The 13,601-nt window shown below is 50.9% G+C and carries 15 protein-coding genes; 7 read left to right on the top strand and 8 right to left on the bottom strand.

All coding sequences use genetic code 11. The features are described 5' to 3' along the window. Positions 1-11 precede the first annotated feature (11 nt). Positions 12-1,016, top strand: coding sequence for an SDR family NAD(P)-dependent oxidoreductase (locus H583_RS0119440; RefSeq protein ID WP_028561934.1), 1,005 nt, complete (start codon positions 12-14; stop codon positions 1,014-1,016). A gap of 24 nt (positions 1,017-1,040) precedes the next feature. Continuing rightward, positions 1,041-2,273 (top strand): glycosyltransferase family 4 protein, encoded by a 1,233-nt coding sequence (locus H583_RS0119435; RefSeq protein ID WP_028561933.1) that lies wholly within the window; start codon positions 1,041-1,043, stop codon positions 2,271-2,273. Positions 2,274-2,396: 123 nt separating this feature from the next. Here H583_RS0119435 and H583_RS0119430 read toward each other — a convergent pair whose 3' ends face one another. Continuing rightward, positions 2,397-2,654, bottom strand: a complete 258-nt coding sequence (locus H583_RS0119430; RefSeq protein ID WP_028561932.1) for a hypothetical protein — start codon at positions 2,652-2,654, stop codon at positions 2,397-2,399. Between the two features lie 117 nt (positions 2,655-2,771). Between H583_RS0119430 and H583_RS0119425 the strand changes: the two genes are divergently transcribed. After that, positions 2,772-3,446 carry an HAD family hydrolase gene (locus tag H583_RS0119425; protein ID WP_028561931.1) on the top strand — a complete coding sequence of 225 codons (675 nt, stop codon included), beginning with the start codon at positions 2,772-2,774 and terminating at the stop codon, positions 3,444-3,446. A 252-nt stretch (positions 3,447-3,698) separates the two neighbouring features. Further along, a complete protein-coding gene (locus H583_RS0119420) occupies positions 3,699-4,334 on the top strand; it encodes an FMN-dependent NADH-azoreductase (RefSeq protein ID WP_028561930.1) in 636 nt (211 codons plus the stop codon). 75 nt (positions 4,335-4,409) lie between these two features. On the opposite strand, the gene H583_RS33525 is transcribed toward H583_RS0119420, so the two are convergent. The 6 genes from H583_RS33525 to H583_RS0119390 are packed head-to-tail and all read right to left on the bottom strand — an operon-like array spanning position 4,410 to position 11,196. Further along, positions 4,410-5,585 carry a YheC/YheD family endospore coat-associated protein gene (locus H583_RS33525; RefSeq protein ID WP_051236652.1) on the bottom strand — a complete coding sequence of 392 codons (1,176 nt, stop codon included), beginning with the start codon at positions 5,583-5,585 and terminating at the stop codon, positions 4,410-4,412. Continuing rightward, positions 5,558-6,091 carry a GNAT family N-acetyltransferase gene (locus tag H583_RS35445; RefSeq protein WP_051236650.1) on the bottom strand — a complete coding sequence of 178 codons (534 nt, stop codon included), beginning with the start codon at positions 6,089-6,091 and terminating at the stop codon, positions 5,558-5,560. The genes H583_RS33525 and H583_RS35445 overlap by 28 nt, the downstream gene beginning before the upstream one ends. 1 nt (position 6,092) lies before the next feature. After that, positions 6,093-7,247, bottom strand: coding sequence for a YheC/YheD family endospore coat-associated protein (locus H583_RS0119405; RefSeq protein WP_028561929.1), 1,155 nt, complete (start codon positions 7,245-7,247; stop codon positions 6,093-6,095). Next, positions 7,244-8,614, bottom strand: coding sequence for a YheC/YheD family endospore coat-associated protein (locus tag H583_RS0119400; protein ID WP_028561928.1), 1,371 nt, complete (start codon positions 8,612-8,614; stop codon positions 7,244-7,246). The genes H583_RS0119405 and H583_RS0119400 overlap by 4 nt, the downstream gene beginning before the upstream one ends. 59 nt (positions 8,615-8,673) lie before the next feature. After that, positions 8,674-9,813, bottom strand: a complete 1,140-nt coding sequence (locus tag H583_RS0119395) for a YheC/YheD family endospore coat-associated protein (RefSeq protein WP_028561927.1) — start codon at positions 9,811-9,813, stop codon at positions 8,674-8,676. 15 nt (positions 9,814-9,828) lie between these two features. After that, positions 9,829-11,196: a YheC/YheD family endospore coat-associated protein gene (locus H583_RS0119390; RefSeq protein WP_028561926.1), complete on the bottom strand. Its 1,368-nt coding sequence runs from the start codon at positions 11,194-11,196 to the stop codon at positions 9,829-9,831. 33 nt (positions 11,197-11,229) lie between these two features. Between H583_RS0119390 and H583_RS37050 the strand changes: the two genes are divergently transcribed. From H583_RS37050 to H583_RS0119375, 3 genes are all read left to right on the top strand, one after another. Next, positions 11,230-11,439: a hypothetical protein gene (locus tag H583_RS37050; RefSeq protein WP_028561925.1), complete on the top strand. Its 210-nt coding sequence runs from the start codon at positions 11,230-11,232 to the stop codon at positions 11,437-11,439. Continuing rightward, a complete protein-coding gene (locus H583_RS0119380; RefSeq protein ID WP_028561924.1) occupies positions 11,426-11,761 on the top strand; it encodes a YlbF/YmcA family competence regulator in 336 nt (111 codons plus the stop codon). Before H583_RS37050 ends, H583_RS0119380 begins: the two co-directional genes overlap by 14 nt. Positions 11,762-11,846: 85 nt before the next feature. Then, positions 11,847-12,128 (top strand): hypothetical protein, encoded by a 282-nt coding sequence (locus tag H583_RS0119375; RefSeq protein WP_036710270.1) that lies wholly within the window; start codon positions 11,847-11,849, stop codon positions 12,126-12,128. A gap of 106 nt (positions 12,129-12,234) precedes the next feature. On the opposite strand, the gene H583_RS0119370 is transcribed toward H583_RS0119375, so the two are convergent. Further along, positions 12,235-13,572: a sensor histidine kinase gene (locus H583_RS0119370; protein WP_028561922.1), complete on the bottom strand. Its 1,338-nt coding sequence runs from the start codon at positions 13,570-13,572 to the stop codon at positions 12,235-12,237. Between the last annotated feature and the right edge of the window lie 29 nt (positions 13,573-13,601).

Genomic DNA, 13,601 nt, shown 5'->3' with positions numbered 1-13,601 from the left:
GAGGTAAACACATGTTCGAGAACGCAGTCATTCTGGTCACCGGAGGGACGGGCTCATGGGGACAAGAGCTGGTCAAGCAGCTTTTGCTTCAGAATCCGCGTGAGGTGATCGTCTACTCGCGCAATGAGTCGGGTCAGGTGAAGATGCGGTGGGAGCTGGATGATTCCCGTTTGAAGTTTTGCATCGGAGATGTACGGGATCGCGAGGCGCTGCTGAAAGCCTGCAGCGGAGTGGATTATGTGTTTCATCTTGCGGCGCTCAAGCATGTTAATATTTGTGAAGAACAGCCAAATGAAGCATTAAAAACGAATGTCGGGGGAACGCAAAACGTCATTGAAGCTGCAATGGCATGCCATGTCAAGAAAGTCATTAATATTTCGACCGATAAAGCGGCTGACCCGGTTAACTTCTACGGAATGACCAAAGCGATTGGTGAGAAGCTGATCACCTATGCCAATCTGCAGACCTCCCGCACCCGGTTCGTCAATGTCAGGGGCGGCAATATACTCGGTTCCAGCGGCAGCGTCCTGCATCTGTTCCTGGATCAGATTACGGAGGGCCGGCAGATCAGTATTACTGACAAGAGGATGGTCAGATATTTTATGACGCCGCAGATGGCAAGCGGTTTGCTGCTTACTGCGGCTGAGCACGGCAAGGGTGGAGAGACCTTTGTGCTCAAAATGCCGGCATGTAAAATTACTGATCTGGCTAAGGTGTTAATTGAAGCTTACGGCGAGCAGCAGGTAGAACTGAAAGAGATCGGCTGCCGGCCGGGGGAGAAGCTGCATGAGATTCTGCTCTCGCCGTTTGAGAGCCAAAATGCGGTCATCCTTGACGATCATTATATTGTTGTACTTCCTGCCAGTGGACATTCTGAATTGAACCGTTCTTACGTCAACTTTCCGTCTGCTGAGGCATATTCCAACCTGGGCGAGCACTCACTGATGACCATGTCTGAAATCAGGGCGCTGCTGGAAGGCAGCGGTCTCTTGCCATCATACCGGATTTCATCTTAAGAAACAGTAAAGGAGCGCATCTGAATGAAAATACTCCTTGCAACCTATTGGCATGTCCCGCATCTGGGGGGCGTGTGGCCTTATATGGAACAATTGAAGATGAAACTGGAAGCGTTGGGTCATGAGGTAGATTTGCTTGGTTACGGCGATGAAGCAGGCAGTTTTGTTCATATTGCCAATAAAGGGCAGCGAATTGAGACCAGTCATTTTCTGCCAATGTTAAGAGCCAAGCTTAATTCTGGTCTTTATCCGGCGATTCATGAACATGTACTAATCGAATATACAGAATTCAGGCGCTATGCCTATGAGCTGTCAGTTGCTTATTTGGGTATCGAATCCTACGATGTTATTCATACCCAGGATATTTTCTCGACAATTTCGATCAATCGTATCCGCCATCCGCGAACCGCTCAGGTTGCTACAATTCACGGATGTGTAGCGCATGAAATGCGGTATCACCTGGAGACGAGTCTGTACAGCAGCCCTGCCTCGCATATTGCCCGGGTGTATTATGACCAGATGGAACATTTCGGCGGTTCGTCAGCGGAGTATACGACACTTGCAAATAACTGGATGAAAAACAATTTGACGGATGAATTCCACGTACCTGAAAATAAGTTGAAAGTATTCCAATACGGTTATGATATCCCAAAATTTTTAAATGCGATGCAAACACCTTCAGCGCTTCGCCGGCCTCCGGGCAAAAAAGTTATCGTATACACGGGACGCCTGGTGGAACTGAAAGGGGTACAGCACCTCCTGCAGTCGCTCGCCCGGCTCAAAGCATCCCGGCTGGACTGGGAATGCTGGATTGTCGGAGATGGTGACAAGAAGGCGGAATTAACCCAGCAAAGCCAGATGCTTGGCCTGGGCGATATGGTAGTATTCTGGGGAAGAAGAGATGATATTCCGGGGATTCTGGAACAGTCGGATATTTATGTGCTCCCTAGCCTGATCGAGAATCAGCCGATGTCCGTTATCGAAGCACAGCTTGCTGGCAAGGCTGTCGTTACGACCAATACCGGGGGACTGCCGGAGATGACGGAGCATCGTGTGACCGGCCTGCTCACGCCTGTATCGGACCCGGACAGCTTGTTCGAAGCTTTCTATGAACTGCTGCATGATGATAACTTCCATGAAGCGCTTGGTGCCCGCGCCCATAAATTTGCAATGAAGCATTGGGCACTGGACACGATGGTTCAGCGTATGATGGCTGTATATGAAGAAGCCATTCACAAGAGAACTCATAATCTGTAGCGATTAATACTGCAACTAAAATAGCAAGCAAGCTGGCGCTGCCTCTATATAAGGCAGCGCCAGCTTGCTTGTATGGGTAGTGGCTAATTCCTTGGACAGCAGTTTTGATATTCATTGATTGGATTAACTTCTGTTGCGGTGTTTTATCCGTTTGATCAGATAATCTATCAGAGAGCCGGCCAGGAACCAAAAGAGCAGAGCTGTTACATAATAATAACCAACGGGTATTTGAGCCTGACGGAAAGCCGATGAGGCTTCATAAATCCATAATATTAGAGGGTTGCTGAACATAAGCAAAATACCGTATTCATCATGACCGGATAAATGGATCAGGATGATGATCAGAGATACCAGAACAAGCCAGAATCGGAACGTTCTCATAATCCGCCTCCTATTAAATGAGATAGTTTGAAATATAGCATATAAATTGGAAGGCTTGCGGCACTATCTTTGTTCCGTTATGCTAGGGAATGACAGAGGAAAGGGGAGAACACACCATTGACTCAGACTAAATTACAGCAGCCCGAAGCGATCATTTTCGATATGGACGGCACGTTGTTCCAGACCGAAACCCTGCTTGAGAGTGTACATAAGCGGATATTTGAACAGCTTCGCAAAGAAGGCCTGTATACGAATGACACACCGCCTATAGAGAGACTTATTGCGTGTTTGGGCATGCTGCTCGACGATATCTGGAAGAAGGTTATGCCAGACGGTTCACCTGCTGCACACCAGCGTGCGAATGAATTAATGCTGCAGTATGAGCTGGAGGAGCTGGAGGCTGGCAACGGAATTTTGTATCCGAAGGTGATAGAGACGCTTGAGGCGCTTCATCAGCGCGGAATCAAGCTGTTTGTAGCCAGCAACGGGCTGGAGCATTATGTCAAAGGGGTAGCGAGCCTACGCACCATTGATCATCTGTTTACGGGGCTATACAGTGCAGGTGAGTTCGACACCGCCTCCAAGGTCGACCTGGTATCCAGATTGCTGAAGGATCATAGCCTGCAAAGCGCTTGGATGGTAGGGGACCGCAGCTCGGATGTAGAGGCTGGTCTTAATAATGGCTTGAAAGTCATCGGATGTCAGTATGCCGGCTTTGGGGGCGACGATGAATTGCAAGGCTCAGATTATCTCATCAGCAGCTTTGATGAGCTGCTGCAAATTTTAGCTTAATATCTTGATGCGGCTAAATCATCCTCTGGTGACTTAGCCGCATATTTATATAGAATATATAAATTTGACTGGTATAAATGGTTTCTAATTTTACATGAGAGATGTTTTGTATGTTAAAAATTGTAAGTAACCTTTATACATAAATTCATTGACTATATTTTAAACTGCAACTATACTAAATAAAGTAATTGGTGATCGCAATTATTGCATCGATTCATTATATTAGAAATGCGAAGGGTTGGAGAGAACAATATGGCAAAGCTTTTGTATATTACAGCACATCCGCTTGATGAGACAACATCTTTTAGTTTGGCGACTGGTAAAGCATTCATCGATTCTTACAAGGAAGCAAATCCGAATGACGAAGTCGTTCATGTAGATTTGTTCAAAGAAAATATTCCGCAAATTGATGCAGATGTGCTTGGCGCATGGGGCAAACTGGGAGCAGGTGCGGCATTCGATACTCTGTCCGCCGAGGAGCAGGCAAAAGTTGCACGTCTGGGTGAAATCAATGCGCAATTTATTAATGCTGACAAATATGTATTCGTTACGCCAATGTGGAACTTCTCATTCCCTCCAGTTATGAAAGCTTACCTGGATGCGAATTGCGTAGCAGGGAAAACTTTCAAATATACAGCCGAAGGTCCTGTAGGATTGCTGCCTGACAAAAAGGCGCTGCACATCCAGGCTCGTGGCGGCTTCTACTCCGAAGGACCGGCTGCTAATGTAGAGCTCGGGCACCGTACCATCGGCACCATCATGCAATTCTTCGGAATTACTGACTTTGACGGCCTGTTCGTCGAAGGCCATGCAGCTGCTCCTGACAAGGCTCAAGAGATTAAAGCAAACGCAATTGCCCGTGCGAAAGATCTGGCAAAACAATTCTAATCCAGTTACAAAGGCCGTCATTTTCAGCTTTCTGCTGAAGATGACGGCCTTTTCTATGATGAAGGGAGGCATCGGTTAATTCGCAACAGATTTTGAGCCGCTTCCACTTTTTTGCTTGCGGCGCGCCTTCTGGCCGTAAAGCCAGAGCGCGTATTCCAGAGGGCGTATAATCGCATTGCGGTAGGTAGCCATCTCGCCAGCTTTTGCGAATACCTCACGGGCAGGTTTCGGATTCACTTCAAGCAGAAATATTTTGCCTTTCTGATCGATCGCCAGATCCAATGCAAGTTCACACAGATGTCCGTAGGATTGCTCCAGATGCTTGGCAATGAGAATACTGACCTCTTCCGCCTCCTGCTGAATGGAGGCGATTTTCTCCTCGCTCCCAATCCATTGTCCGAGCAAATCCTTCATTCCGGCTGCTCTGCCTCCGCCATGGAGGTTGGAGGTGATGCTGCCTTTGGGGCCGATCCGGCCGGCGCAGCCTGTTGGCTCCCATTCGCCTTCCCGGTTCTTCTGCACCAGCATCCGGTAATCATGGACACGGCCGTTTGGCAGCTTGAGCTGGATTCCCCGCTGAATCAGATAGCGGGTCCCTTTCACCTTCATGCCCCAGCCTGAGAGCTTGCGCTGCATTACAGGGAGTGTAACCTTCTCCGGATTAATGATCCGGCGGGAATGATCACGCCCCTGGATCAGCCAAGTGCGCCCGGAACGGCTTGATCGGCTTTTGCTGCCTGGCTGGCGCTCTACCCGCAGAATGCCGCGCCCGCCCGTTCCATTGATTGGCTTAATATAGAGAAGCGGATATTTGGAGATCATTTCCGATACATCCCGGCTGCTTTCCATTATCCGGGTTTCGGGCAGATAGGGGCGGAAGCGGCTGTCCCCGTTCAGCGTTTTGTAGACCGTCCATTTATTACGCATCGGGCGGTTGAGGAACGTAAGATGGCTGTACTTGGAACGGAACCGCTTGAGCTGTTCAAAACGGTGGCTGCGCTGAATGCGGCAACGGTCATAGATCATATGGGGGAAGGAACACCAGCGCCTTGACCACTGTTTTTTCTGAACATCGTAGAACATCCCCTCAATCCGGTTTTTGCTGTAATTGACATCCTGGGGAGTGAACACGAACACTTCCAGTCCCAGCTTGCGTCCTGCAGCAATCATTTTCTGATAGACGCTCCGCTCCTCAAGCATCCGGTTATCATTCAGATATAAGGTCATAATCCCGAGGATGGGCTTTGCCATAGTAGTCCCTCCTCTTCTTCCGCCGTGAGACGACGGCAGCACGCGGGCTGGGCGGTGCCTTCGAAACGCAGCGTTGGTTTGCCGGTTGGTCCGGTAAGCAGAGCGACAGCTTTCATTCCGCTGCGGAAGCAGGCGGAAATGCTGGCCGGATTATCAAGAGAGACCTCTCCTTGCAGCCGTCCGCATTGGTTCATCATCGCCTTCAGCATACGTCCTCCCAGCCCATGTCCGCGGTTGGACGGGTGAACGGCCATCAGGCAGGCTCCCTGACCGTAATCGATGGCAGCAGCCACTCCGGCCAGTTTGCCTTTGTGAACAGCAGCAGCTACAGCAGAGCTCGAGATGCCGCTTCCCGTATAGCGTTCCTCAAGCTGATGAGGCTGAAGCATCTTTAATGCAGATACGGCTGACATCGTCAGCCGCTTTTCCCCGAATCGCACAATAAAGGCAAGGAGAGAGGGGCGCATCCTGCTCCACTCCTCACCGGTAAGAAGCTGTATCTTCAAGCTAAGCTCCTCCCGCTTTTTCCAGCTTTTGTTTGTTCAGATACAGGCCGTAATGATAAATACGCTCCAGGGATTTTTTGCGTATGTGAGGCTCATCGAATTTCATCGGCTTGGAATTGGCTTCGAAGAGCCAAACATTGCCGTCTACGTCTACCCCCAAATCCATGGACATCTCGCCAAGCGTAAATTTGCTTCCCCGTTCAATCTGCTTGGCGATCATCATAGCGGTCTGCTTCACCCGAACGAGCAGGCGCCGGGCCTGTTCTGTCCCGAAAGCACTGACGAGCAGCTTCTCCGGGTCTTCGATACAGCCCCCGCGAGGAACGTGGGTCGTAATGCTGCTGGAGCCCGCAACACGCGCCCCGATGCCGGTAAGATCCCACTGCCCGAGCCTGTTCTTCTGCACCAGCGCACGCAGGTCGAACCGCCGGTCATGGAAAGAGGCCAGCTCTATGCCCTGCTGGGCAATATAGGCTTCACCCGAACTCTGCTTCTTAATGCGGGACCACAGGTTGCTGATGCTTGCACAGCGGTAGGTAATGCTCTTCTTTTTGGACTGCACCTTCAGCCGGTAAGGCTTCGGCTTATCGGGCTGAATCAGGATGGTCATAATGCCCACGCCTGCTTTGCCGCTTATCGGCTTGAGATATAAATACGGATGCTTGCGCAGCATGTTTTTCAGCCCGACCGGAGTCATCAGTTTCCGGGTGCTCGGAATGAACGGCTTTGTTGTCTTGGACAACTTCAGCCACTCAAACAGGCTCCATTTGTCAAAAAACTTCGGATTGAACAAGCGGATGCCCGGATGGCGCATAATGGCCGCCAGCTTGCGGCGGACGGCCGGCTGCGTCTCATCCTCCCTGAACGGAATCCGGTTGTAGATAATTCCCGGCAGCGGGAACATGCGCTGATGCCAGGTTTTCGTTTCTGCTGAATAGGCAAAGCCTTTTACTCTCCGTTTGTTGAGGTTCAAATCACTGGTCGTCAGGACGTAGGTTATGAACCCCAGCTCTTTGCCTGTCTGGAGCAAATCTGAAAAGTTGCTGCGGTTGCCCCGGAAAAACTGCAAGTCGTCCTCTACAGTCAGTATCGCCAGAACAGGCTTGCTGCTGTGAAGCTCGAAACTATCCTCGTCATCTACCCATTCCACGTTCATTCATTTTCCCTCCTGCGGAACCGGCTCAAGTAGAGGCAATGCTCTAAAATATAGGAGAGGGAAGCGCGTCCTTCATCTTTGAGTGCCGGATGCTTGAAGATGGAACGGCCTGGCTTGGCATTGGCTTCGAACATATAGACTTCACCATCTTTGTCAATGCCAAGGTCCAGCCCCAGCTCCCCGAGGGTATGCGGATAGTTGTATTCAATGCGTTGGCATAATTTAATCGCAACAGCCTTGGCGTAATTCAGGACTTCTCCGCCTCGTGGCCCAAATGTCCGGCTGAGCGCCTGTTCCGGTGTCATCAGCGAGCCTCCGTTTTTAATATGCGTCGTGACGCTGCCACGTCCGGCTTTTTTCGCGCCAATGCCTACAGGCACCCACTCATTTTTGCCGTTCTTGTGCATATGAAAGCGGAAGTCAAGCGGACAGCCTTCGATTTCAATCAAGCGTATGCCTTGCTGGATCACATAACGGCTCAGAAAGCCGCCATGACGGGCTGTCAGCATCCGCATCAGGCTTTTGAAGCTGTTGAACCGCAATAGCACATTGCTCCCTCCACGGCGGTAACGGGCAAAATATCCGCGTTTGGGGTGATAGGTCAGACGATAGATGCCATTGCCCAGGCTTCCTGCCGTTGGTTTATAGTAGACGAACTGGTGCTTCTCAAGCAGCTCCTTGATCTTCTCCGGCGTCGGATTGTTCACGGATTCAGGCATATGCTGCTCGGCCTCCGTGTCCCCTTCGAGCAATTTGTAGACATCTGACTTGTTGAAGAAGCTCCAGTTAAAGAAAGGAATATTTTTACGGATAAATCTTTCCCTGAGCGACTGGATCGGGGAAGTGGTCTCTGCCTTGCGGCTTGGAAGCCTGTTATAGACAACATCGGGAAGAGGTACGACTTTACGGTACCACCCGCCCTGAGAGTTAAGGAAATGTCCGTTGACCGTTTCGTTTTGCCAATTGATATCCCGTGGCGTGAAGGCGAAGAAAAACGCCCTTTTCTCCCCCAGCTTGAGAAGCTGCTTAATGAAGCCGGTCCGCGTGCCGAATGGAGTTGCTCCCGGGCCGGAATCGGTAAGCACGCCGATTAGCGGGCCAAGCTGCAATTCATCCTCTCCGGAGGTGGTGACGTAGACGCTGCCTGATTTGGGAATGCGGATCGACTGCCGTACACCCGATGAGAGGTACAGATGATTGCCCGTTTTTTTGAGCGGTCTGACAATGGCGGTGATCACCTCTTTTCCGAGCTTCAGTTGAATGGACTTTTTACCCGTCAACTTGAACTGCTTAATAAGCGGTTGGGATAAATAGACGACTTTATTTGGCTTTTGGGAAAAGTGAATGTTGCAAAACGTCAAACTCATGTATGAACCTCCTGAAAGTTTTCCGTGGGAAAACCCTTCTTTAAAATCAATGCGTGAGTTCAATTTGCTTCGAATTGTGGCATATACAGGGCCGAACGGCTGCATAGCAGCCGGGCATATTGGAGCGGCCGGGAATGAGACAGAGAGGCAATATCCATCTCCCCCAGCAATGTAAACAAGGAGCGTCCCGGCTTGGAATTTGCTTCGAGCAGCCACAGTCTGCCATTGGCCTCGAGCCCAAAATCAAGTCCAAGTTCCAGGAGTCTTCCACAGTGCTGCTCAAGCCTGCGGGCCGCACAGTAGCTTGCTTGATGCAGCTGTTCCATGACGGCATCACTCTTCTCTGTACCCAGCAAGGCTTGGAGGAACGGCTCAGCAGGAGCAGCACTGCCTCCGCCATGCAGATTGGCGGTCAGGACATTCGGCTCTCCCACCCGGATCGCAGTGCCGGTAATGGACCAGCGTCCGGACGCATTCTTTTGGATCAGCACACGGATATCAAAAGGGCGCTGCGACGCTTCATTCAGACGGAGATAGGGCTGCAGCAGGTAGGATCGTCCTGAAATGATCCGGTTAAAGGATGATAGAGGCTGCTCCTTTTGCCCGAAAGAATAAGCATAAGGACGGTTCGCCGCATTGCGGCCCTGGATTTGCAGGCCTCCCGGGCCCTGCCAGATGCGCAAAATCCCCCTGCCCTGCATGCCGGCATCCGGCTTGAGCACGATGCCGTCCGGTTCCCGCTCCAGCCATCTGAGCAGTTGTCTGCTGCTCCGGTAAGGAGCGGTGCGCGGGAGCAGCTCTGCCAGCTCTGGCTCTCCGAGCAGCAGGCGGTATACATCAAGCTTGCCGGGAAGCTGTGAGCCAAGCCGGACCCATGGATGGCGCAGCATCATCGCTTGCATGGCTGCCTTATCTCTTAGACGCTCCTGGCGTCCTTGATAATAGCAGCGGTCATACACAATGTCCGGCAGGGGGCAAGGCCCGAATTCCCAGACGCCCTCCTGAAGCTGATAGCCCTGAAGCACGCCTGTATCCGGATCGTAATGCAGCGGTGAAAATACAAAGACTTGAAAGCCATATTCATGCCCCAGGCGGCAAAGCTCGCGGCAGAAGCTGTCTTCCGGAAGGCGCTGCTTATCTTGAGGGGGCACGGTCGCTTCGGCAATATGAATCCCCAAATTCCACTGCGGCTGGGTCATGTTATCCTCCTTGAATCAGAAGCCGGAGATAAAGCGGGCATATTGAATCATCAGCCGCACCGAGGGTCTGATTTTCTGATCATTATTCAGCGGTGTATTGTCGTTCTTGGAAGGCTTGGAGTTGACCTCCAGCAGCCATACCCGTCCGCTTGTATCCAATGCCAGGTCGATGCCGAGCTCGCCGAAGTGGGCGGGGATATATTTATCCACCCCTTTGGCAATTTCCAGTGCAGCCCGCTGCAGCTTGCCGGAGGCATCTTTTTTGTTGCCTGCGCTTAAGTTGGATTTGGCGACAGCTTCCTTAACGGTGCTCAGTGTTCCGCCACGCGCCAGATTGGAGACAAAGTGCTGGCTGCCTGCGGTTCGTGCGACAATTGAGGTCAGTCCCCAGGTTCCGGTCGCATTTTTTTGTACAAGAGCGCGGAAGTCGACAGGCCGCTTGCCGATGTCTATTAGCTGGAGACCTTGCTGGATTTGGTAGCGGACGGTTTTGATTTTGCCTGACAAACTGGAGAATAGTTTTGTCAGCGTTGCATACTGTTCTTTGCGGGTGCCTAGCGGTGTTGTATACATGGCCTGAAACCCGCCTTCGCTCCTTTTGACCCGGATAATGCCTTTCCCAAGGCTGCCCCGGATTGGTTTCAAAAAGATAGTGGAATAGCGCGAGCACATCGTTTTGAGCATCGGAAAATTTTTGAGCAAATGCGATTCAGGCAGGTATCGGTGCAGGGCTGAATCATTTCGCAGCGCGTCGAATACCTCTGATTTGTCCAGGAACTTCTCATTGAATACCTGAGTCTGGTAACGGGACTTCGCATCCCTGATGAGACGCTGGACACTCGTCTTGTTCTCCAGCTTGCGCGAGGTGAGACGATTGTTGATCACATCCGGGACGGGAACAGTTATTTTGTGCCAGCCTGAAGCGTACACCCAACCTTGAACGGAACTGGAACTGCTGCCGATATGGTTTGGGGTGAAGAAATACACGTGAGCCCCCTGAACCTTGCAGGCATCCACCAGTTCTTTGCAAAACATAGTGATTGAACCAAACGGCTTCTCCGGTGTATCCGGGTAATCCCGGCTAATCAGCACCCCGATGAGCGGGCCCAGCGACAGTGTCATCGCCGAAGCGCGGTACTGGATGCGCAGGCTGGTGCTGCCCGGCAAGCCAAGACGTTTGGCAAGCAACTGGCTAATGCGCATCCCTTCGAATTTTGGAACCGGCACAACCTTAACCTGCTGCTTGTAGGCTCCGAATTTTAGTTCGATGGATTGGCCCTGCGGAATCTTCCATTGTTTCAAATAAGCTTCGCCAAGCATTAGTGCGTCATCTGACAGGATGCCTGGGCTGACTACCTGTACGGCGACTTTCGATTTGAGCATTATTGATCTCCTTCCACAGCAGATGTAACGAGTGTGAAGGTTGGAAGCCTTGCAATTAGTTCATCATATGAGGACATCTATCCCTTGGTGATTGACCCACTCAAAGCTGTAAATAAAAGTACGGGTTATCAAAGTTGGGACAATGACTTGGCTGGAGAAGGACTTGATGGTATGATCGAAGGAAATGAATCGGTGGGGCAGGATCTAACACGTTTTGGAGGGATTCGACATGAACGTATATGATAAAGCATATGAGCTGGCCAAGGCACTCCGTGAAAGCCTGGAGGTACAGGATTTAAAGGCTGCCCGCCAGGTGGTTGAATCGGATAGCGAGGCGAAGAGGATGCTGGATGATTTCCGCTCCCGGCAGGAAGGCTTTCAGCAAAAGATGATGGCGGGGGAAGAGCCGAGCGAAGGCGATCTGGATACGATGAACAGGCTGTATGAGGTCATTAGCCTAAATCCGCATATCCACCGCTTGTTTGAGGCCGAGCGCAGATTCGCGGCTGTTTTTGATGATGTGAACAAAATTATGTCTGATGCCCTCAAGGACATTTACGAATAGGTTGTACACATAAATCGCGGCGGGACTTCATAAGATGATGGTAGAGAGTAACCTTTTTGTCAGAAAGGGGCCATCAATCGTGAATATGAAGAAGCTTCCTCATGCCATTTATTTGGCATTAGCCCTTGTTATGGTGCTGATCGCCATTCCCAAGCTGGAATTTCGTGAAGCCTGGACGCTGGCGACCGTGTTCGGCGCGGTATGGATCGGCTTTGCGCTTCTGGTTATTGCAGCCAATCTTCATGCCCTGCTTGGTGTGGATGAGGAGACCCGGCAGCAGCTGGAGAAGATCAAGCGTGCGAAAAGACGGATGTGGCAGCTCAAGCTGAGGCAGCAGGAGAGCCGTTCCCGCCGTGCCAAGGCATGATTGCCATCTTAGTGTATCTGTCTTTTCTGTGAAAAAAAGCCGGGGCGCTCCGTCAGGAGCGCCCCGGCTCTATTTGCAAAGGGCGACAAAATCATCCGCTTTGCTGTCAATCTGCTGCAACCGGAAAAATATCCGGGAGTAAAACCTTTATGGTGATGCCCTTTCCGGGCTCAGAATGTACATGGATAGAGCCGTTATACCGTTTGACCAGATCAGAGACAATGGACAGCCCGAGCCCCGAATGATTATGCTCCTTCGTCGTATAGCCGGGTGTGAACATCATAAGCCGGTCTTCCTCGCCGAGCAGTCGGCCGTTATTATGGACTTCAATTTCCACTTCGTTATGATACTGTCTCAGAGTAAGACGGACAGAACGCTCCTTTTGCGGCAGTGTCATGACTTCATCGAAGGCATTGTCCGTCAGATTGCCGAGAATGCGGATCAGATCAATGCTTTTCACATGCACAGTATCGAAACGCTCGGGAATTTCGTACTCGAACCGGATATTTTGCTCCGCGGCGACAGTCAGCTTGGACTGTACCAGGGCAGCGACAGCGGCAGCGGGAACCTGGCTGCTGGTGCGGTTTTGTGCCTGGAGGTCTACGGCAACCTCTTCAATATAGCATTTCAACTGCTCATATTTTTTCATCGTGACCATGGACGAGATTACCTGAATATGATTCAAAAAATCATGACGCTGTCCGCGAATGGACGTCAGCATCTGCATCACATCACTGACATAGACGCTGCGGGTCGCGGTGATCGCTTCCTCCCGTGTTTTGAAGATGAGCCGGATTGCCATAAAGCTGACGAATACGGTAGAGCAGAGACCGATATAAAACAGGAGTTTGGTAATTTGATCATATCGGGTAAAATAACGGGAAAAGAAATAGGTTGTAAGCGTCATGGCCTGGATGAGTATGAGCACACAAAACAGAAAAATCGGGCGATGATGCTTGCTCTTCAGGAAAGCTTTCATTTTTAGGCCGGGATAGCAGGCGCGGCGATGAAGAAGCCAGCCGATAGCTGAAACCATCATGAATAGGGGCCAATGCAGCAGCAGCCGGTCCCACACGTTCGTATTCTGTAGGCTCATGGAATCAAACACACTGGAGCCGATCAGAAATGCAACCAAATCGGAACAAATTACAGATACAATAAAGGTAATCTGGATGGCCAGCTTCGCCTGAAGGCTGAGTGACCGGAAAATCCATGAAAAAAGCAGGGCGAAGGCTAGCAGCGAATGCAGGATGTGAACAGAAGCAGGAATGACATCCGCCATAATATGCAAATACAAGGAATGAAGGGCGCTCGTCCAAAACAGCCTGGCAGCGTAATGCTCCAGCGCGAGTCCCCAGAACAGAAAACTGAACATTAAGTAAATAAAGGTTTGCGGGATCGACAGAAAGAATAAATTGATAAGTGAATCCAGTATGTAATCCATGCGTGCTTCTCCTTCAGGCAGCCGCAGGT

This window comes from Paenibacillus pinihumi DSM 23905 = JCM 16419 (assembly GCF_000422505.1).
Classification (GTDB): Bacteria; Bacillota; Bacilli; order Paenibacillales; family Paenibacillaceae; genus Paenibacillus_D; species Paenibacillus_D pinihumi.
This window is presented reverse-complemented; position numbering and strand designations above follow the sequence as displayed.

Bases quoted from the DNA above. Each gene is read 5' to 3' on its own strand.
- H583_RS0119440 (WP_028561934.1), top strand. From the start codon at position 12: ATGTTCGAGAACGCAGTCATTCTGGTCACCGGAGGGACGGGCTCATGG.
- H583_RS0119435 (WP_028561933.1), top strand. From the start codon at position 1,041: ATGAAAATACTCCTTGCAACCTATTGGCATGTCCCGCATCTGGGGGGC.
- H583_RS0119430 (WP_028561932.1), bottom strand. From the start codon at position 2,654: ATGAGAACGTTCCGATTCTGGCTTGTTCTGGTATCTCTGATCATCATC.
- H583_RS0119420 (WP_028561930.1), top strand. From the start codon at position 3,699: ATGGCAAAGCTTTTGTATATTACAGCACATCCGCTTGATGAGACAACA.
- H583_RS33525 (WP_051236652.1), bottom strand. From the start codon at position 5,585: ATGGCAAAGCCCATCCTCGGGATTATGACCTTATATCTGAATGATAAC.
- H583_RS0119405 (WP_028561929.1), bottom strand. From the start codon at position 7,247: ATGAACGTGGAATGGGTAGATGACGAGGATAGTTTCGAGCTTCACAGC.
- H583_RS0119400 (WP_028561928.1), bottom strand. From the start codon at position 8,614: ATGAGTTTGACGTTTTGCAACATTCACTTTTCCCAAAAGCCAAATAAA.
- H583_RS0119395 (WP_028561927.1), bottom strand. From the start codon at position 9,813: ATGACCCAGCCGCAGTGGAATTTGGGGATTCATATTGCCGAAGCGACC.
- H583_RS0119390 (WP_028561926.1), bottom strand. From the start codon at position 11,196: ATGCTCAAATCGAAAGTCGCCGTACAGGTAGTCAGCCCAGGCATCCTG.
- H583_RS0119380 (WP_028561924.1), top strand. From the start codon at position 11,426: ATGAACGTATATGATAAAGCATATGAGCTGGCCAAGGCACTCCGTGAA.
- H583_RS0119375 (WP_036710270.1), top strand. From the start codon at position 11,847: ATGAAGAAGCTTCCTCATGCCATTTATTTGGCATTAGCCCTTGTTATG.
- H583_RS0119370 (WP_028561922.1), bottom strand. From the start codon at position 13,572: ATGGATTACATACTGGATTCACTTATCAATTTATTCTTTCTGTCGATC.